Origin of the sequence: Mobiluncus curtisii subsp. curtisii ATCC 35241 (assembly GCF_000146285.1) — a bacterium.
Lineage (GTDB): Bacteria > Actinomycetota > Actinomycetes > Actinomycetales > Actinomycetaceae > Mobiluncus > Mobiluncus curtisii.
This window is the reverse complement of the sequence record NZ_GL385912.1, coordinates 1936277-1956422: the sequence shown is the minus strand read 5'-3', so window position 1 is coordinate 1956422 and position 20146 is coordinate 1936277. Positions and strand designations below refer to the sequence as shown.

The window sequence follows — 20146 nt, the reverse complement described above, 5'->3', positions numbered from 1 at the left end:
TGAGGAGAAAATCAAATGCGGATCAACCAACCCAGCACTCGCGCCATTAACAAGCAACTGGATGACCTTATCAAAAAACCAATTTACTCCATTAGTGCCGGAGCTTTGCGCGATTACGAGCGTGATTACTTTGAAGCCAAGTGCTCAGGTTCGAAATCTATGATTGAAGCCGCCAAGGACCGCATTCCCGGTGGCGTACAGCACAATCTGGCGTTTAACCATCCTTTCCCCCTGGTCATCACGAAAGCTAGTGGACACGAACTGACGGACATCGACGGCAACGTGTACTTCGATTTTCTACAGGCAGGCGGTCCGACCGTGCTGGGCTCTAACCCTCCCGAAGTCCGTGAGGAAGTCATTAAACTTTTGCACGATGGGGGACCGTCTACCGGGCTGTTCCACGAATACGAATACAAGCTGGCAGACCTCATTGCCTCGCGCGTGCCGACAGTAGATATGTTCCGAATGCTGGGTTCGGGCACGGAGGCATGCATGGCAGCAATCCGGGTCGCCCGCCTCGCGACTAAAAAGAAGCACGTCCTCAAGATGGGCGGAGCCTATCATGGCTGGTCTGACCAGCTGGGCTACGGCATCCGGATTCCCGGATCCAAGTTCACCCAAGCCCACGGGGTGCCTTGGACCATGTTCCGTTACGTAGACGAATTCATGCCTGGCGATTTGGGTGACCTGGAACGCAAACTGCGCCTGAAGAAGCTCCACGGCGGTACGGCCGCGGTCATGATTGAACCTATCGGACCGGAGTCGGGAACGTGGCCAATCGATCAGGCTTTCCTGAAAGGGGTGGAACGGCTGTGCCGTCGTTACGGGGCGCTGCTGATTTTTGACGAGGTTGTTACTGCTTTCCGGATTTCTGACCGCGGGGCTTCGGGTCTGTTTGGGATTGACTCTGATTTGACGGTATTTGGCAAGGTCATCGCCGGAGGGTATCCCGGCGCCGGCGGTTTAGGTGGCAAAAAGGAATACATGAAGTACCTCGCGGCGGGAATCCAGACCGGAGACAAGGTTAAGAAGGCATTGATTGGGGGCACGATGGCAGCGACCCCGATTAGCTGCGTGGCGGGATACCACACGATTAAGCGCATCGTTGAGACCAATACTTGTGAATACGCCGGAGAGATGGGCAACCGCTTGACTGATGGTCTGCAAGCCCTGGTTAAGAAATACAATCTGCCGTTCGTATGCTGGAACGAAGGCAGCGTATGCCACTTAGAGACGGTTGGAACCATGCATTTCTCCATTGATTGGAGCAAACCGTGGACCATCCCGCACGTGTTGAGTGAAACCTCGAAACGTAAGAAAGAAATGGAATACATGGGAGCGGCTTATACTGCTGAAGGACTGATTACTTTGGCAGGTTCGCGCCTATACACTTCCGCGGCTTATACCCCGGAGCTAATTGACGAGGCGCTAAACCGTTTCGAGCGGGTGTTTCAAAAGGTTGAGATGAAGCCGGTAACTAAGAAATAGCCAGTCGCAGACCGTCGCAGTGGCGAGGAAAGGACTATAAAAATGACCGGGAATGCTGGGCGAGACGATGAAACCGGAAATGCGATCATAGACACCGCACGTGTCTTGTTGCGGGAAGGGCTAGTGGCTCGGACTTGGGGAAATTTGTCTCAACGAAGCGGTCATGACCGGTATCTGATTACGCCATCAGGGCGAGATTACGAGACAATGACTCCGGATCACCTGGTAGAGGTGGATTTTGAGGGCAAATGGTCCGGGGAGTTGAAACCGAGCGGTGAACGCGGGCTACACACGGAAATCTATCGGGAACTGCCCCAGGTGCAGTTCATCATCCACACCCACCAGCCTTATGCCTCGGCTCTGAGCGTGGGTGGCGCGCCGGTAGAAATCCCAACTGAGCTGGCAGAACGCATCGGTTCAGAGACTTTGCCGATTGCGGATTACGGGTTGCCCTCCACGGGGAAACTGCATAAGTCCGTGTTGACCACGCTACGTGACACCGCTGCCAGGGCTATCTTGATGCAGGGGCATGGGGCGGTGTTGTTCGGTCGGGACGCGGATGAATTGGTGGATTTGGCGCAGGCTGTGGAATCCGCCTGCCAGATTCAGTTTGAGCTCATGACCGGGTGGAGCAGGGCGGGCGAGACCGTGCGAGTGCGTCGATTTGAACGTGACGGTATTGGATTGCCGCCTCAGGTTATTCATATTTTTATGCGCCGCGATGACGCCGGGGCAGTGGTCGCCACGGACGATCCGCTGTTCTTGAAGTTCCGCGAGACCGGATTGAAGGCATACCTGGACGATTTCAGTCAGCTGGTGGGCTTGAAAGTCGGCAAAACATTTGGCAAGAACATGATTTACGGGCGCAAGGCGACGTATTTCCTGGGCGCGGACCTTGACGAGGCGGAGGCAGTGTTCTCGGTCGCGCAGAAGAATGCGTTGGCAGCTTTGGTGGCAGAGACAACGGGCGCAAAGCCCATCCGCATGATGGATGGCACGATTATGCGCGGGGTTTATAAGCTGAAGTACTCCAAGCTCAAGGATAAGTAACGCTTGCCCTGCAACAGACCCCGCCGGTCAGCACCAGCTGATTCAGCGGGGTCTTTTTCTTTCAAAAGTCCCCTCTGGTCGCGTAACCAGGCGGGGATTGTAGCCGAGGGAACCTATTGAAACCACTCCAACATTCATGCCAACAATTTATTTACCCGCTCGCATTGATATGAGGCACCACGGAGCGTTTGTCCCCACACTTGAGCCTACACAGTACGCTTCACTCCCGCTTTTTTTCCAAAAAACATAGCGAACCGAAGATAATTACGTTCCGACCGGCGCCCAGCACCATTTCCAAAAAGTGTCAAAAGTGGCGAGAAAGCCATGAATTCTATCAGTAACCCCTTTCTTTAATGCTGTTAGTAAGGGCTAAAGAGCAGTGTCCTTAGTGGGCTTTTTGTCACCTGACCTGCAAAGTCTTACCTTACGATTCGGAGGGAGGTATGGGGGCAGAGCAGTTGAAAAGCTCCATTACCACAAGATACAATATACGTCGTTTACCTGGGACGAATTGTCTGACAGGTTGTAAAAACCAAGAATCAGTAAAGTAAAGGCAAAAGGAGTGCTGTTGTCGATGTCGCAAATACCTACTGCAACTGAGAATAAAGCAGAGAAACCGCCAGCCTGGGAAGGATTTGTTCCCGGCAACTGGTGCGAGGAAATCGACGTTCGCGATTTTATCCAGAAAAATTACACACCCTATGAAGGAGATGACTCCTTCTTGGCTGAGCCTACGGAAAAAATTAAACGTCTGTGGAACCACCTGGATCAAAACTACTTGTCAGTGGAACGTAAACAGCGTGTTTACGATGTTGACTTAGATACTCCCGCCGATGTCGACGCCTTTGGTCCGGGCTACATCAGTGACGACGATGACGTAATCGTCGGCTTACAGACCGATGTTCCGCTGAAACGAGCCATGATGCCAAACGGTGGCTGGCGCATGGTGGAAACTGCCATCAAAGAAGCCGGTAAAGAAGCGAATCCTGAAATCAAGCGTATTTTTACCCACTATCGAAAGACCCACAATGACGCGGTTTTCGATATTTACACCCCCAGGATTCGGGCGGCGCGTTCCAGCCACATTATCACCGGACTCCCCGATGCGTACGGACGCGGACGCATCATCGGAGACTATCGCCGGGTTGCCTTGTACGGTGTGGATAAACTCATCGAAGAAAAACTCAAAGCCAAAGACAGAGTAGTCAATGAACCCTTCTCTGAACACTGGGCACGTTACCGTGAAGAACACGCTGAACAAATCAAAGCCCTTGACAAGCTTAAGACCATGGCACAGTCATATGGATTCGACATTTCCGGTCCGGCTAAAACCGCCAAAGAAGCCGTCCAATGGACTTATTTCGGCTATCTCGCCTCCGTCAAATCACAAGACGGGGCAGCTATGTCTATCGGACGCCTCTCCGGGTTTTTTGACATCTATTTTGAACGAGATTTCAAAAAAGGCATCCTCACCGAACCTGAAGCCCAGGAAATCATCGATGCCCTGGTAATGAAACTACGCATTGTACGTTTCCTGCGCACCAAAGCCTATGACGAAATTTTCTCCGGCGATCCCTACTGGGCAACTTGGTCAGATGCCGGTTTCGGGGAGGACGGTCGTACCCTGGTCACCAAGACCTCCTTCCGGTTGCTTCAAACCCTGGTCAACCTGGGACCAGCGCCGGAACCGAACATCACGGTCTTCTGGAACGAAAACCTGCCGGAAGGGTACAAGAAATTCTGCGCTAAAATTTCCATCGAAACTTCCTCTATTCAATACGAGGCAGACAAGCAAATTCGTGACCACTGGGGAGACGATGCTGCCATCGCGTGCTGTGTATCTCCCATGCGTATTGGCAAACAGATGCAATTTTTCGGAGCGCGCGTGAATGCGGCCAAGGCATTGCTTTATGCCATTAACGGAGGTCGCGACGAAATGACCGGTAAGCTAGTGGCTCCCGGATATGAAAGTATCTCGGGCGATGAAGCGCTTGACTTTGACGATGTCTGGGTCAAATACGAGGCAATGCTTGATTGGGTAATCGAAACCTATGTAGAAGCATTGAACATTATCCACTACTGCCACGACCGTTACGCTTATGAGGCTATCGAAATGGCTTTGCATGATTCTGACATTGTGCGCACCATGGGTTGTGGGATTGCGGGACTGTCCATCGTTGCCGACTCACTCGCAGCCATTAAGTATGCTAAAGTTTATCCGGTTCGGGATGAGACTGGTCTAATCGTTGATTACCGCACCGAAGGGGATTTCCCAACTTATGGCAACGATGATGACCGTGCTGACGATATTGCCGCTACCGTGGTTCACACCATTATGAGCAAGATTAAAGCCATTCCCATGTACCGCGGAGCGATTGCCACTCAATCGGTATTAACCATCACTTCCAATGTGGTTTACGGCAAGTTCACCGGTTCCTTCCCCTCAGGTCACATGAAAGGGACTCCATTTGCCCCTGGCGCTAACCCAGAAAATGGTGTCGACACTCACGGAATGCTGGCATCCATGCTTTCTGTGGGCAAACTGGACTACGACGACGCCCTGGACGGTATCTCGCTGACCAACACGATTGTTCCCTCTTCATTGGGACGTAACCTTGACGAACAAGTCACCAGCCTGGTCGGCATTATGGATGCCGGCTTTGTCCGCAAAGGCTAATCTTTAACTCTAAAACTGATAACTAATAACTGAAGGGAAAAGAATTATGGCAGTTAAAACTTTCGATGAGCGACTCAAAGACATGAAAGCAAATCGTTGCGCCAGCGGAGGTGTGAAAGGTCTGTACCACGCGAATATTAACGTGCTAAACCGGGACACCTTGGAAGACGCCATGGAACACCCGGAAAAATACCCCCAATTGACCGTGCGAGTTTCCGGGTATGCCGTGAATTTCGTGCGTTTGACGCATGAACAGCAGCTAGACATTATTTCTCGTACGTTCCACAACAAGAAATAGTCTGGCAGCAGTGAACCTCACTTTAGAACGGGTTCGGGTCGATACCATCTTTGGAACCGAAGGTTCCACCGGGGAGTATCGACCCGAACCCTCTGAAATCGAAGTTCCACGGGTTCGTGGTAAGGGGCTGGACGGTATTGCTACCGCCCCGGAGATGGATCGGAGCACACATTCAAAGCTGGTTAACGCCGGAGAACTAGGCTCGGTGCATTCTTGGGAATTGGTAACCGCAGTGGACGGTCCGGGCACTAGGCTGACAATTTTTCTGGCCGGCTGTCCTCTGCGCTGTGTGTACTGCCACAATCCTGATACTTGGCAAATGCGCGAAGGCACTCCGATTTTAGCCAAAGACCTGTTGGACAAGATTGTTCGATACAAGGCAGTTTATAAAGCTACTGGCGGCGGGGTCACCTTTTCCGGAGGGGAACCAATGATGCAGCCACGATTTCTAAAAAAACTGCTGCGCGATACCAAAGCCGAGGGCATTCACACCAATATTGATACTTCTGGATCTTTAGGATTCAGCTTTAGCGACCAAGAACTTGAACTGTTGGATTTAGTGATGCTGGACGTAAAATCCGGCAATCCCGACACCTATCAAAAAGTCACCGGCAGACCTCTGCAACCCACTATTGACTTTGGGAATCGTTTGGCTCAAGCGGGGATTCCCGCCTGGATTCGTTTCGTAGCGGTTCCGGGCTGGACCGATGACGCGGACAACGTGAAACGCGTGGCTGATATTGTGGCTAACTGGAGTAACGTGGAACGGCTGGAAGTGCTGCCGTTCCACCAAATGGGTCGGGACAAGTGGGAAGAACTGAATCTAGACTACAAACTAGAGACGGTCCAACCTCCCGACGAAAAATCCATCGAACAGATACGGTCGATTTTTCGCGCCCGGGGAATAACCGTCTATTAGAGTGTCCACCGCTAGATTGGAAAATCGGGATTCTAATCCCAGCTAAGTTAACACAAGTAGGGGAGCATTGCCCGCTCCCATGACGCTTATCCCCGGTTTTTTGAACCCAAACTTGAGCCTAAGCAGGCTAGAAGCTAGGCAGACTGGGCAGTTGATGAACTGAATTGACGCTTTACTATGTCGTTCGGCGAGTGGGCGTGTCATACGAACGATTTATTTTCGCGCTCAAAATACGTGAATTACGCCGTGATTTTGACCCAGGCGCGCGGAATCGTTAAGATTAAACGGTTGTATGCCCTTGAGTTGGTGACTATTCCCACTCATACCGCTGTCATCCCAGGGCACACGCAAACTTTCATCATCACAAAAGTGATGAGACCGACGATTAAGAATTGAAGGCTAAAGAAGTGCGTACTTATTCACCCAAGGCTGGTGACGTTGACGCGAAGTGGCATGTAGTTGATGCCGACGGCATCGTACTGGGACGTCTGGCTTCCCAGGTGGCTACCTTGCTGCGCGGCAAGCATAAGCCGACCTTCGCTCCCAACTTTGATAACGGAGACTATGTCATCGTTATCAACGCGGAAAAGGTCGTGTTGACCGGCAACAAATGGACTGAAAAGACTGCCTACCACCACTCGGGTTTTCCCGGTGGCTTGAAGGCAACCTCTTACCAGGAACTGCGGGACAAGCAACCCGAAAAAATTATCGAAAAGGCAGTTAAGGGAATGATGCCCCGTAACCGTCTCTCGAAACAGCAATTGACGAAGCTGAAGGTTTACGCCGGACCGGAACATCCGCACGCCGGCCAGAACCCGGAAGTTTTTGAACTCACGCAAATCGCGCAATAAACGCGGTTCGCAAAACCTCAAGGAGTATCGTGGCGAAGACCACTGCAGAAATCGAAGAGCTGGAGGAAGTCCCCAGCGAATACACCACCGAGACTCCGACGGCTCAGGATGAACCGGGTCGTGGGAATTCTCGCATCGACAAGGGCACGGGGTTAGGGCGTCGCAAAGAAGCCGTAGCCCGTGTGCGTTTGGTTCCGGGTAACGGCAATTGGACTATCAACGGTCGCAGCCTGGAAGATTACTTCCCGAACAAGTTGCACCAGCAATTGGTGATGGCACCTTTCGTGCTGTTGGACTTGCAGGGTCGTTTCGACGTCAAGGCTCGTATTGATGGCGGCGGCATTTCCGGTCAAGCTGGTGCGCTGCGCCTCGGCGTGTCCCGCGCTCTGAACGAAATCGATCGTGACGCCAACCGTCCCGCGCTTAAGAAAGCCGGTTTCCTGACCCGCGACGCTCGCGCCGTGGAGCGCAAGAAGGCTGGTCTTAAGAAGGCTCGCAAGGCACCACAGTACTCGAAGCGCTAAAAACAATCGAGACTTATGCTGGTGGGGTTCTCCGGTGAGGACCCCACCAGTTTTTTGCCCGCGGCATTTCCTAACTTCCCACAAAAGGTTGATAATCCGCTAATTTTAGGACTTTGAGTTATTTCCTATTTGCTAACCGTGGAATAATGGTGAGGTTAGAACACGAGAAAGGCAAAACTATGTCGCAAAGACTTTTCGGTACTGACGGGGTTCGCGGGCTGGCCAATGAAGACATCACCGCGGAACTGGCTCTGAACTTAGGGGTAGCAGCGGCTCGCCTGGTGGTAGAAGAAAAGATTATGGCCACCGGTCAGATGCCCATCGTGAAAGACCTGCTGAAAGAGCAGCGTGAATCGGCTATGGCGGAATCGCGCACGGGGATTAAACGACCCCGCCTGATTCCGGAAGAACCTGCCAAGCCGCGCGCGATTATCGGTCGCGATACGCGGGTCTCGGGGCAATTCTTGGATCACGCCCTAGCGGCGGGACTGTCCAGCGCCGGGATGGATGTCACTCGGGTCGGCGTCATCCCCACTCCGGGCGTGGCGTATCTGACGGAATCGCAGGACATTGAACTTGGTGTGGTCATCAGCGCGTCGCACAACCCGATGCAAGACAACGGTATCAAGTTCTTTGCCCGTGGCGGCTATAAACTCCCTGACGAGATGGAGGACCGAGTCCAAGCCATGCTGGGACAGAATTGGGAACGACCCCTCGGATCCGGGGTCGGCGATGTGGTAGCTAACGGCAAAGCTGCTGACGATGCCTACGTCAATCACCTGGTCGATACGGTTCCGGTATCTTTGCATGGGTTGAAAATCGTGGTGGATTGCGCCAACGGGGCAGCTTCGGAGATCGGTCCGCGGGCGCTGCGAGAAGCCGGTGCGGACGTCATCGTGATTAACGCCTCTCCTGACGGGCGCAACATCAACCTGAATTGCGGTTCAACTCATCCCAAGCAGCTGCAATCCATGGTGGTAGCCGCTGGGGCGGACTTCGGGGTGGCGTTCGATGGGGACGCTGACCGTTGCCTAGCAGTGGATGGTGTCGGCAACCTGGTTGATGGTGATCAAATCATGGGGATGCTGGCTTTGGATTTGCACCGGTCAGGAATGCTGACTCATGACACTCTGGTGCTGACCGTGATGAGTAATCTCGGGCTGCGTTTAGCGATGCAACAGGCGGGAATTAAGACCCCCACCACCGCGGTAGGGGATCGTTACGTGCTGGAAGAAATGCGCGCTCACGGCTATATTTTGGGTGGCGAACAGTCCGGTCATGTGATCAATGCCCGCTACGCTACGACCGGTGACGGTATTCTCACTGCTCTGCAAATCGCAGCAACAGTGGCTACTCACCAAGCTCCACTGACCGAGCTTGTGTCGCCCATCCAAAAGCTGCCCCAAACCCTGATTAATGTTCCCGGAGTGGACAAGACTCGTGTGAATGACCCACGGTTGGCTGAGGACATCGCACAGTCAGAAGCCCGCCTCGGGGATACCGGTCGGGTTCTGTTGCGTTCATCCGGTACAGAGCCCCTGGTGCGGGTGATGGTAGAAGCCGCGACTCAGGAACAGGCTGACGCAGAGGCCCAAACACTCGCCAACCGGGTGCAGGAACTATTAGCGCTGTAATTTGCGCCGCGAAAGCGAGGAAATGTGTGTGGAATTGTCGGTGCCGTCGGAAGTGAGAGCACCAAGGTAGCTGAGGAAACGGTCCTGGAAGGGCTGTCTCGTCTGGAATATCGTGGCTATGATTCAGCCGGAATCGCGGTGGTCGACGCAACCAGCGCGAGCCCCGAAATTACGGTCGAAAAGGAAGTCGGAAAACTCTCTGAACTGCGTAAGACTTTAGAGAAGCGTCCCTTGCCCAACGCGACCACCGCAATCGGGCATACCCGCTGGGCGACCCACGGGGGCGTCACTCGTGAAAACGCCCACCCCCACCTGTCTTATGACGGAAAATTGGCGTTGATACACAACGGCATTATCGAAAATGCGGAACCTTACCGCGCTCATCTGGAGACCCTGGGCATCAAATGCGTCAGCGAAACCGACACCGAGGTGGTCGCTCACCTGCTGGAACGTGCCTACCTGGCCGAACCGGGCGGGAACGCCGAAAATGCTGGGGAACAGCCGATTGCTCCCGGTACTATCCCGCTGTGTAATCTCGACCCCAACCTGGGTTGTGCGGCAGCAGCAACTCGGTTAGCGCGGGCAATGCTAAAGGTCACCAGGGATTTGGAAGGTTCGTTTACCCTGTTGGTAGAACATGCGGATGCGCCGGGGGTCATTGTGGCAGCACGTCGGTCCTCTCCGCTGGTGCTCGGGTTGTCACAAGGGATGAACTTCCTCGGTTCTGATGTGTTGGCTTTCGCTGCCCGTACGAAACAAGCCTTGGAAATTGGTCAGGATGAAGTCGTGGTCGTGGCTCCCGCCGGAGTACTGGTCATGGACCAGCAGGGGAGTGAGATTCTGCACACCCAAGGTCTGGACGTTATCGCTCAGGATCCCGCCCAGCGCAAACGGGCTTATGAAGTCGATTTCGCGACCGACCGCGTCACCAAAGAAGGCTTCGATACCTTTATGGAAAAGGAAATCCGGGAACAGCCACGGGCGGTGGGCGACACCGTCGCGGGACGCCTGGATGCTGCCGAGGCACTGACCTTGGATGAGCTGCGGATTGAATCCGAAGTGTTTCGTTCCATCACCTCGGTGATTATTGTGGCGTGCGGCACCGCCTCCTATGCCGGTCAGGTGGCGCGCTACGCTATCGAGCACTGGTGTCGGATTCCGTGCGAGGTGGAGCTGGCACACGAGTTTCGCTATCGGGACCCGGTGGTGAGCCGGCGCACCCTGGTGGTGGCGATTTCTCAGTCCGGGGAAACCATGGACACGATTATGGCAATTCGTCATGCCCGCGAACAGGGGGCACGAGTCTTGGCAATTGTGAACACGCCTGGCTCTACGATTTCTCGCGAAGCCGATGCGGTATTGCTGACTCATGCCGGACCCGAAATCGCAGTGGCCTCTACCAAGGCGTTTACCGCCCAGATTGCGGCATGTTACCTGTTAGGTCTGTACCTGGCTCAGGTACGCGGCAACAAGTATGCTGATGAAATCGAAGATTACCTGGAAAAGCTCGGTCAGATGCCGGCACGGATGCAGACCGTTTTGGATCGTTACGCCAGCTCGCTGGACTTGGGCGCGAACCTTGACGACATTAAGTCAGTCATCTTCCTGGGGCGTCACGTCGGATTCCCCGTGGCGCTGGAAGGGGCACTCAAACTGAAAGAGATTGCCTATCTGCACGCTGAAGGTTTCGCGGCAGGGGAACTGAAGCACGGTCCTATTGCCCTGGTAGAGTCTGGGCAGCCGGTCGTCATTATTGTTCCTACCCCGCGGCGACCCGAGTTACATCGTAAAGTTGTGTCCAATATCGAAGAAGTCCGAGCACGCGGGGCCGTGACCTTGGTTGTGGCAGAGGACGGGGACGATTCCGTCAACGAGTTTGCGGACGTAGTGTGGCGGGTGCCACCCACGCCCACGTTGATGCGTCCCCTGGTCGATGTGATTCCGTTGCAGCTGTTAGCTTTGCGGATGGCGGCGCATCTGGGATATGACGTGGATCAGCCGCGTAACCTGGCTAAATCAGTCACGGTGGAATAGGGGCGCGCGGGTAACATGCTGACCCCAGCGCTTCCGAACGTGACTCTCATCCCGGTCCTGCTGCTCACCGCGGGCGGGAACGGTGGTTGGATGCCGATTTCGCAAACTATCACGGAATGGATTCACAGCTTTGCCGGTTCCCCACTGGCTTTGTTGTTTCTATCGGGTCTGTGCTTTACGGACGCTTTCTTCCCGCCGGTGCCCGCCGAATCAATCGTCATCGGATTAACTTCGTGGTATTTCGCTGCCCCCGGCAATGTGGTTCCCCTGCCCGGCATATTTTTCTGTGCCGTCATCGGAGCGACCTTGGGTGATTCTTTCGCTTTCTTCCTGGGCACTCGCATCCACGTGCAGCGCATCAAATCGTGGCGAGAGGGGAAGGGCGAACGGGCTTTCGCGCGAACCACGAAACTTTTGCACAAGCGCGGTACGTCCTTCATATTTGCGGCACGTTTCGTCCCCGGTGGGCGAGTAGCGGTCAACATGTGTGCCGGGGCGACTGGTTTTCCCTACAGTCGATTCTTGCGCACCGACCTGGCTGCCGTAATCTGCTGGGTGGCGTACGGAATGTGCATAGGTTTTACGTCCGGGAGCATCCTGGGGCCGGTCAATCCGTTGTTAGCGACGGTGGTGGGGATGACCGGAGGAGTAATCCTCAGTCTGCTGCTGGATCGTTTAGTCGACTGGCTGCAACGACGGTTTCAGTGGGGGCATCTGGACTCGACACCAGAATCGGGTGATAGCACTCCGGCTGAATGAATGGAGTGGCGGGGCTGGTTGAGGGCAGGTCCTAAATCTTGCGCAGGTGCAGACGGTGTACGCGGTGGTCGGTATCTTTCTCCAGGATGAGGGTGGCACGAGAACGGGTCGGAGCCACGTTTTCCTGCAGATTTTTCAGGTTGACTTCCCGCCAAATCTGGCGAGCATGAGAGTCTGCCTGCGCGTCGGTCCAGGTGGCAATCTCTCGGAAGAAAGAGTCGGGTTGTTTGAAAGCAGTGGCGCGCAACTGGTGGAAACGCGACAGATACCACTGTTCAATATCTGCGGGGCGTGCGTGCAGATAGATAGAAAAATCAAAGAAATCCGATACTGTTAGGGAATTATTACCCCCGTCGGCAATCAGAGGCGGGGCCAACACATTCAACCCCTCCAGGATGAGGACATCCGGGGCGCAAACCAGCTGGGACTTACCCGGCACAATATCGTAAGTGACGTGCGAATATACCGGGGCTGCCACTTCTGGTGCCCCGGATTTCACTGCTGCCAGAAAACGCAACAGACCACGCCGGTCATAAGATTCAGGAAAGCCTTTGCGGTTCATAATCCCGCGTGCTACCAGCTCCGCATTGGGGTACAAAAAACCGTCCGTAGTGACCAAATCGACCCGTGGAGTGCCCGGCCAGCGGCTCATCAACTCGCGCAACAGCCGTGCCAGAGAGGACTTTCCCACCGCCACCGAACCTGCCACTCCAATCACAAAGGGAGTGTGCTGGACCGCGGATTCACCTAAAAAATCAGCGCGTCGGGAACGAATCTTGATAGTTCCGGCGGCATAAATCTGTAGCAGGGCGGTCAAAGGGCGATAAATCGCGTCAACCTCAGCCAAATCGATAGGGTCGCCCAAAGCGCGCAAACGCTCCACATCAGCCTGCGCCAAGGGTAGAGGGGTCTGATCCGAGAGAGCCGACCACTGTTCCCTTGTGAACATAACAAAAGGTGAGGCGGTTTCCTCCAGCCCCGAGGGTGCCTGATGTGGACGAGCTGCCATAATCTCGCGCATCGCCGAACCGTATTGATAATCGCGCAGCCTTTCTTGAGTGCCGCGCGGATCCGTCAGGAAATCCTCCATCAACTCGGTGGTGGGAGCGCCGAAATTATCCCTCATGACTTTTTGACCACCGACCCCAAGCACAGGCTGCCGTCCTTGTCACGGAAGAAATAGGCGGAAGGTTCTTCCAACTGCGAGTGTGCTGCGCGGATATACATGGGGTAGGTGTTTTTCACCGTGTAAAGGTGGATGGACTCGGAACGTAGCTCCTGCAAAGTCTTAAACGTGTCATCGTCGAGGAGTCCCCGTTCGGTGTAATGCAGTTTTTGGGCAGCCTCCGGGGTGTATTTCGTGATACCCGGTGGAGGGCTCCACTTTTCGCACAAGGTCGGATAGTTTTCCTCCGCGTCCGCACCGTTGAACGGGTAGCTAGAACGCGCCATAATCCTCGCTATCAGGTAAGACACGTCCTCGGGAGTGACCGAATCCATCTTGCCGTCATAAATCGCCGTCGGGCAGGAATATCGATCCGCTAACTCGCTCCAGCTGGCGCGCACCTCCACGTTAGAGTCGCTCCAAGACACCCCGTCATCGGTAGCTTTCGGAGTCTGCGACAAGGCGTGCAACAGGACCTTTTGAGCGGGCGGAGTCGTGTAGCGGTCGGTAAACACTTCCGGGGTAATCAGCCAACAGCTGCGCTGCATAGCGCCAAAATTTCCGGTCTGTAAGTCCTTAAAGAAAGCCTGCATTCCGGTGAACTGGACCGGGTCGCCCGACTCAATGGATTCTTTCTTCAAGCTGGTTTCCGCAGAACGAGTGGGAGTCGGCATCCGCCGTGCAGTCTGGCTGGGGCTGGGGCGCGTCGAAACCTCGGAAACATTGCTGAAAGATTCAGGGTACGTGAGGTCTTGCAGACCTTCGAGGTTGAGTGCCGCCGGGGGTGGCTCGGGAGTATCTTCGGGAGCCGACTTCGCGGGAGTCATCTTAAGAGTGGAGTTGGTGCGGAAGTTAGAGCCGGTGACTTCCACCAAAAGCGGGGACGATAGTTTTGTGGTGGACCGAGAGTGATTCGATTCAGAGGGGGTCTGATTCGGCATGGCGGCGATTTGTGGTGCAACTATGAATAGCGTCACCAACACCAGTAAAATGCCTGCTGCAGCCAGCAGGAACAACCCTGCCACCAGGCGTTTTGGAGTGGAAAGAAGCCACAGTTGCAGGCTGTCTTTTTTTGACATGGCTACCTTTCGTGAACACAGTGACCCCGCTGTATAGTCATCGGGATTTCCTAGCTTTAAGATTACCCAGTTTTCCTGTCGGTTGAAAACCGCAAGCGCCTCTAAGTTTCTGACTCGGTGCCGATTTTCGTCTAGGCTGAAATCGTGATTTGGGGATATGCGCCGGATTTGATTGCACAAATGGAAAAACCTCTGGTTGCGCAAGCTGACCGTGAGCAGGGCGCGGATGCGCTGATGCGGCGAGCTGCCTACGCGCTGGCCCACCATACGCACCGGACCCTGTCTGGAGACTACGCGGACGTCACCGCAACGCCGGCTCCGCGAGGACGGAGACGTGTCCTGGTTTTGGTCGGGGCAGGCAATAACGGCGGCGATGGCTTGTATGGAGCAGCATATCTGCGACGGCGCGGGTATCCGGTGGTGGTCTTGCCGACCTCGAACCATATTCACGAACGTGGTGCGGCCGCGGCTCGGCAAGCTGGGGTAGAGTTTTGGCCCCGTGTGTTACCCGAGACGGTTGCGGCGACTCTAGACCTGGTACAGGCATGGAAACCCGTTGCCATAATCGACGCGATTATCGGTATCGGAGCTCTGCCACCGCTGCGCGAGCCGGCGTTATCCCTGGTCCGGGGCATAAGGGAGTGGCGCAGCCGATTGCCGGACGGGGCAGGACCTCTGGTGGTGGCGTGCGATCATCCCTCCGGTCTGGATCTGTACCAGGGCGCTGAGTCGGGGGCAGAACCGGGATTGCTGCCAGCCGATCTGACCGTGACGATGGGGGCGGCAAAAACCGGGATGCTGGTCGGTCCCGGTGCGCTTACGGTAGGTAGCCTGCAAATTCAAGGTATTGGGCTGCCCGAGCCGGCGATGCAGCCCAGCGTTGGTTTGGTAGAACGCGCTGACGTTCGCGATTTGTGGCCTTGGCCGGATTTTGCTGATCACAAGTATTCCCGCGGAGTTTTGGGTGTAATGGCAGGGGCATCGCGCTATCCTGGAGCGGGTGTCTTGGTCACCAGTGCCGCCTTGAATGCGGGGGAGTCTTTCTTGCGTTACCTGGGCGAACCTGCGGTGCAACCAGTGGTGTTACAGGCATGTCCAGAAGTCGTACTGGGAGAAGGTCGGTGCCAAGCCCGCATTATTGGTCCCGGTTTGGTGGCAGGTTCACCGCAGCATCGCGAACAAATGCTTGACGCTTGGCGCCGTCGTAATCCCGGAGAATTGGTGATTCTCGATGCCGGCGCGCTGGGACTTATCGGAACAGAAATCCAACCGGATGCGAACTGCCTGTTGACCCCCCACGCTGGGGAAGCGGCTGCCCTGGCTGCCCAGCTTGGTCGGGAAACTACCCGAGAAGCTATCGAGAGAAATCCATATGCCTGGGCATCGCACCTCGCCGTGGACACGCACGCCACCGTCCTTTTGAAAGGACCCACCACCACTATCGCCAATCCGGGGGGAACGGTCTATTCCTTGACTCACGGCACCCGAGATTTGGCGACGGCTGGTTCGGGGGATGTCCTGGCAGGAATTTTGGGTTATGTTTTCGCCGCGGCAACTGCCCGTGCCGAAGCTCGCGGAGAAAGTTTGGATGTGGGAAAAATGGCGGCAGTGGGAGCCTGGCTACATACCGAAGCGGGTCGTTTAGCTGCCCCCACCCCTCGCGCTACCGCAATCGTGAAGGCAATTCCCCACGCTTTAGCGGGGCTATAAACTATCTCGGTGTAGCTAAACGTGACAAACTAAGAAGTGCGAAAACAATTTTTGTAAAGGAAGATTATGACCAACGTGGATGTTTCCCAGTGGCCGGTGCGCGCCGTGGTAAATCTGAGTGCATACCAGGAAAATCTTGCCCAAATGCGGCGTTTTGCCCCGCACAGTCAACAAATGGCAATCGTCAAAGCTAATGCTTACGGACACGGTATTGAGCGGATGGCTCTGGCTGCGCTCGGTGCCGGCACGGAATGGTTGGGCGTGGCTAAGGCTAGTGAGGCTTTTCGGCTGCGCAAATACCTCGATAAGCACGGGGTGCCGCGTGACCATCTGGTCGACACTCCCACTTCCGCGATGATGCGTTCGCGCCTATATCAAACCGCAGCGATGGGTCTGCCTTCAGCTACCCGCCCCCGCATTCTGACCTGGTTGTATGCCCCGCATACGGATTTGCTACCGGTGGTGAAATCAGAAATCGACATCTCTGTTTCCACTTTGGATCAGCTCGACCAGGTGTCGCGAGCGTGTGATGCGGCAGGAAAACGTGCGCGGTTACACCTGAAAGTCGATACCGGACTGTGTCGCGCGGGAGCCACGGATGAAGATTTCCCGGTGCTGTGCAAGTTGGCGCGGGCACGAGAACGCGCCGGGCTCGTTGAAGTTAGTGCGGTCTGGTCGCATTTGGCGCGCGCGGATGAAGACACCGCTGCCGCTGAGGCTTTCACCAAGTCGCAATTGAAGGCTTTTGATGAGGCTTGGGAGGTCGCCCAAGAGGCGGGTTTGCGCCCCCAGCTGCGTCACATCGCCGCCACTGCCGGGATTATTTGGTATCCCGAGAGTCACTATGACCTGGTCAGGGTGGGGATTTCGGGATACGGTTTGAGCCCGAATCCTGAAATCGCGTCATCGTGGCAGCTGGGGGTGCGTCCGGTGATGCGACTGGAAACGAACGTGGTTCAGGTGAAAAGGGTTGAAAAGGGCGCCGCAGTTTCCTACGGCGGGGAATGGGTGGCGCCGGGACCGCGCTGGTTAGGGCTGTTGCCGGTCGGATATGCCGATGGTTTGCACCGCCTGGCAAAGAATCGCGGCGAAACCTGGATTAAAGGTCGGCGCGCCCCGATTGTGGGACGGATTCCTATGGATCAAATCGTGGTTGACCTGGGTCCGGCGGTGGACGATACGGGGACTTCCGTGCCGTGTCCGGTTGAACCCGGCGAGTTGGCGATTATTTTTGGCGACCCGAAGGATCGCCTGCTGGGGGGAATTCCGGGAGTTCCCGCGCTTCCAACTGCCGATGACTGGGCGGAATGGACGGATACCATCAACTATGAAGTCATTACCAGCATTTCCCCCAATGTGCCGCGGGTTTATGTTAAAGACGAACCGGAGCGCTGAACACAGAGAGCTGACGCCGGGGCTGTTGAATTACTGAGGAGGAACGATGAGTCACGAGGGAAACCTGTTGCTGGAAGTCGAAACGAGGTCCGCAGCTGACACCCGTCTGTTGGGGCAAGCGCTGGCACCATTTCTGCAAGCTGGCGATTTGGTGATTCTGGAAGGGGATTTAGGAGCTGGAAAAACCACTTTGACCCAAGGTCTTGGTGTGGGATTGCAGGTCAACCAGCGGGTCACCTCCCCGACCTTCATCCTGGCTCGCAATCACACCAAGTCCCCCGACGCGCCGGGACCGAACTTGGTTCACGTGGATGCCTATCGTTTAGCCGGTAGCGACGATGTAGAAACTCTGGATTTGGAATCGGCACTTGAAACCGCGGTGGTGGTGGTGGAATGGGGGACCGGTAAGGTGGAGGACTTGAGTGCGCACACTCTGAAACTCTCCCTGAGCCGTCCTGAAACCGCCGAAGGTCCCATTACGGGAACCATCGTGGATTTGCCCGAAGATACGACTTGTCGAGTTGTTTTTCACGGTCTGGAGGGAACTTGGGACCTGTCAGGTTTGGTGCAAAAGTGGGAGGCTCTGCGGGCACAGGAAAACGCGAGTCTCGAACCAGGTGCGTCCGCTGAAGTTTGCCATGCTGAGGTGGAATCGTAAAAAGCCTGATAGGAATTCTATGCTAAGCGTTCTTCCGGTGCGTCGCGGGCATAAGTCCGTACTGGTCGGGATCATCGTGTTGCTGAGCGCGGTGGTGATGAGTTTTGCTGCGCCAGGTACCGGGCAGGCAGTAGCTGATACCGCGCCCAGGTTTTCGGGCGGTAGTGCAACTGTGAGGGCAACTCCGGACGGTGAGATTCTGGAGGGGCTGGCGTCGCGGGACTTCCGGAGCGACCTCCCTGATGATGTCCGGGTTTGGTTTAACAGCAAAGCCGCTACTCTAGGGCAATCCTTGCGGGGATACCTCCCGGATAACGCGAAAGTTTCTCCAGATGCTCAGATTGAAGTGGGAATTCCGACCCAAGTGGCGACCTGGTCTGCTCGATTGCTGCGGGGCACCTACAATTCGGAAAGCGCGGTAACCCCGATTGATATGTGGGTCGCCCCGGTGAGCATCGAGAACCGCGAACTTGGGGTGGTGGTCTATACGGAGGAAGAAAAAGACCTGTATCCCCTGCGGCTACCATCACGCGCTGACGCTTTGGCTCCCAAAACCACTGCCGGGGTTCCGGAACCGACATTGAGTTCACGTGAAAATAATCCGCAGGTTATGAGCGGGGTTGTTTTGGAACCAAAAAATTCTCATCTTCCTGTCCGGCTTGACGAGCCGGGTGCCAGCTATGCGCTGCCTGAGTTGGCGCATGAACTATTGACCACCGCGCCGGATGCTGCTCATCACAATCGTCCTGTGTATGACCCAATCATTCACGGTTGGTTCATGTTAGATGAGGAACGTTTGTTGCCGGTTTCTAACGCAGCGCGTGCCCGCGTGGTCGGTGCCGTGACTTTGGCGCAGGTCCAAGAAGCCGTGCAATCTTGGTGGGGGACTGTCAACCCCACTCCCACGCCAACAACGGAAGCCTTGCCGACCAGCAGTAATACTCTGGTGTGGGTGGTAGTCTTGGCGGTCGCCATTGTGGGTATCGCATTGTTGGTGGTGTGGTTGACTTTTCGGTGGCAATCCCGCACCGAGGAATCGGCAGAGGTGCTCTCTCTGCCGGATCTGGAACTGATTTTGGTGCCGATGTCTCCACCTACTTCCGCCGTCCCGACTTTAGCTGTGAATGGTTCTGCGGGAGAAGCGCATTAGGATTGTCTCTGTGAGTTACCTGTTTATCGATACCTGTGCCGGGGCGGGGGTTGCCCTGGTGAATCCCGAAGACCCCAGCGAGACGCTGGTGAAAGTTAATCCTGATGGAAAAGCTCAGGTAGAAGCCCTTTCATCGCTGGTTGCTGACGTAGTCCAGGAGGGGGGCAGACCGGAAAAAATTGTGGTTTCGCGCGGACCTGCTCCGTTTACCGGGTTGCGGGTCGGTCTGGTTACAGCTCGTACCTTGGGCTTTGCTTGGGACGTCCCGGTCTTGGGGGTGGATGAGCTTTTGCTGCAGGCTCAGGCAGCCGCTGGCGTGCTGTCCGGCGCTGATTGCCCCTCTCGGGCACGGGGGGAGACTCCACGCTGGATAGTTTCCCTAATGGATGCCCGCCGACACGAAGTCTATGCTGGGCTGTTCAGACCGAATCCGGCGGGCGGACCGGTGTCGCAATGCGGGACCGACTGGGTTGGTTCGGCGGGACTTCTCAAGGATATTACCCAAGGGTGGGACCGCGACTTTACGGGGTTTGCTGACGGGAGAGTGTTCTTGGTCGGCAACGCTGCCACCCAAATCACGGGGCAGACCGTAGACGTAAGGTTTGCTGACCTGGCTCGAGCGGCAACCTCCCTTGTGAATGGGGCAGCAGGGGATACCGAAGCCCCACAGGAACTGGCTTTGCAGAGCACCGAGCCGCAGTACCTGCGCCGCCCGGACATTCAACAAAAGTCATAGCCGAAGCCAAAATCACTGG

17 protein-coding genes are annotated in these 20146 nt (G+C 55.6%); 15 read left to right on the top strand and 2 right to left on the bottom strand.

The features are described 5' to 3' along the window. Positions 1-15: 15 nt before the first annotated feature. The 10 genes from HMPREF0574_RS08350 to HMPREF0574_RS08300 all read left to right on the top strand — a co-directional run bounded on the left by HMPREF0574_RS08350 (position 16) and on the right by HMPREF0574_RS08300 (position 12234). Complete coding sequence (locus HMPREF0574_RS08350) at positions 16-1488, top strand: aspartate aminotransferase family protein (protein WP_004008306.1); 1473 nt, start codon at positions 16-18, stop codon at positions 1486-1488. 42 nt (positions 1489-1530) lie between these two features. Next, the gene (locus HMPREF0574_RS08345; protein WP_004008305.1) at positions 1531-2538 is read left to right on the top strand and encodes a class II aldolase/adducin family protein; all 1008 of its coding nucleotides are present in this window, start codon (positions 1531-1533) and stop codon (positions 2536-2538) included. 574 nt (positions 2539-3112) lie between these two features. After that, positions 3113-5215, top strand: coding sequence for a pyruvate formate lyase family protein (locus HMPREF0574_RS08340; RefSeq protein WP_004008303.1), 2103 nt, complete (start codon positions 3113-3115; stop codon positions 5213-5215). A gap of 46 nt (positions 5216-5261) precedes the next feature. Next, the gene (grcA2, locus tag HMPREF0574_RS08335) at positions 5262-5513 is read left to right on the top strand and encodes an autonomous glycyl radical cofactor GrcA2 (protein WP_004008302.1); all 252 of its coding nucleotides are present in this window, start codon (positions 5262-5264) and stop codon (positions 5511-5513) included. A 10-nt stretch (positions 5514-5523) separates the two neighbouring features. Next, positions 5524-6432 (top strand): pyruvate formate-lyase-activating protein, encoded by a 909-nt coding sequence (gene pflA, locus HMPREF0574_RS08330; protein WP_004008301.1) that lies wholly within the window; start codon positions 5524-5526, stop codon positions 6430-6432. A gap of 407 nt (positions 6433-6839) precedes the next feature. Beyond that, entirely contained in the window at positions 6840-7283 is a 444-nt protein-coding gene (gene rplM, locus HMPREF0574_RS08320) for a 50S ribosomal protein L13 (RefSeq protein WP_036324458.1), read from the top strand. 29 nt (positions 7284-7312) lie between these two features. Beyond that, positions 7313-7807 carry a 30S ribosomal protein S9 gene (gene rpsI / locus HMPREF0574_RS08315; RefSeq protein WP_004008298.1) on the top strand — a complete coding sequence of 165 codons (495 nt, stop codon included), beginning with the start codon at positions 7313-7315 and terminating at the stop codon, positions 7805-7807. Between the two features lie 146 nt (positions 7808-7953). Then, a complete protein-coding gene (gene glmM / locus HMPREF0574_RS08310; protein ID WP_004008297.1) occupies positions 7954-9441 on the top strand; it encodes a phosphoglucosamine mutase in 1488 nt (495 codons plus the stop codon). 24 nt (positions 9442-9465) lie between these two features. Beyond that, on the top strand, positions 9466-11475 hold the full coding sequence (glmS, locus tag HMPREF0574_RS08305) for a glutamine--fructose-6-phosphate transaminase (isomerizing) (protein ID WP_004008296.1): 2010 nt from the start codon (positions 9466-9468) through the stop codon (positions 11473-11475). 15 nt (positions 11476-11490) lie between these two features. Continuing rightward, entirely contained in the window at positions 11491-12234 is a 744-nt protein-coding gene (locus HMPREF0574_RS08300) for a DedA family protein (protein ID WP_004008295.1), read from the top strand. Between the two features lie 31 nt (positions 12235-12265). On the opposite strand, the gene coaA is transcribed toward HMPREF0574_RS08300, so the two are convergent. Beyond that, the gene (coaA, locus tag HMPREF0574_RS08295) at positions 12266-13360 is read right to left on the bottom strand and encodes a type I pantothenate kinase (protein ID WP_004008294.1); all 1095 of its coding nucleotides are present in this window, start codon (positions 13358-13360) and stop codon (positions 12266-12268) included. Further along, positions 13357-14478: a hypothetical protein gene (locus HMPREF0574_RS08290; RefSeq protein ID WP_004008293.1), complete on the bottom strand. Its 1122-nt coding sequence runs from the start codon at positions 14476-14478 to the stop codon at positions 13357-13359. The genes coaA and HMPREF0574_RS08290 overlap by 4 nt, the downstream gene beginning before the upstream one ends. 180 nt (positions 14479-14658) lie before the next feature. On the opposite strand from HMPREF0574_RS08290, the gene HMPREF0574_RS08285 reads away from it, so the two are divergent. The 5 genes from HMPREF0574_RS08285 (at position 14659) to tsaB (ending at position 20127) form a co-directional block, all read left to right on the top strand. Then, positions 14659-16188, top strand: a complete 1530-nt coding sequence (locus HMPREF0574_RS08285) for a bifunctional ADP-dependent NAD(P)H-hydrate dehydratase/NAD(P)H-hydrate epimerase (protein WP_236585929.1) — start codon at positions 14659-14661, stop codon at positions 16186-16188. Between the two features lie 66 nt (positions 16189-16254). Then, positions 16255-17583: an alanine racemase gene (gene alr / locus HMPREF0574_RS08280; RefSeq protein WP_004008291.1), complete on the top strand. Its 1329-nt coding sequence runs from the start codon at positions 16255-16257 to the stop codon at positions 17581-17583. Between the two features lie 46 nt (positions 17584-17629). Continuing rightward, positions 17630-18241: a tRNA (adenosine(37)-N6)-threonylcarbamoyltransferase complex ATPase subunit type 1 TsaE gene (gene tsaE / locus HMPREF0574_RS08275; protein ID WP_004008290.1), complete on the top strand. Its 612-nt coding sequence runs from the start codon at positions 17630-17632 to the stop codon at positions 18239-18241. 19 nt (positions 18242-18260) lie between these two features. Further along, on the top strand, positions 18261-19391 hold the full coding sequence (locus tag HMPREF0574_RS08270) for a hypothetical protein (RefSeq protein ID WP_004008289.1): 1131 nt from the start codon (positions 18261-18263) through the stop codon (positions 19389-19391). Positions 19392-19401: 10 nt separating this feature from the next. Then, positions 19402-20127, top strand: coding sequence for a tRNA (adenosine(37)-N6)-threonylcarbamoyltransferase complex dimerization subunit type 1 TsaB (tsaB, locus tag HMPREF0574_RS08265; RefSeq protein ID WP_004008288.1), 726 nt, complete (start codon positions 19402-19404; stop codon positions 20125-20127). The last annotated feature ends 19 nt before the right edge of the window (positions 20128-20146 follow it).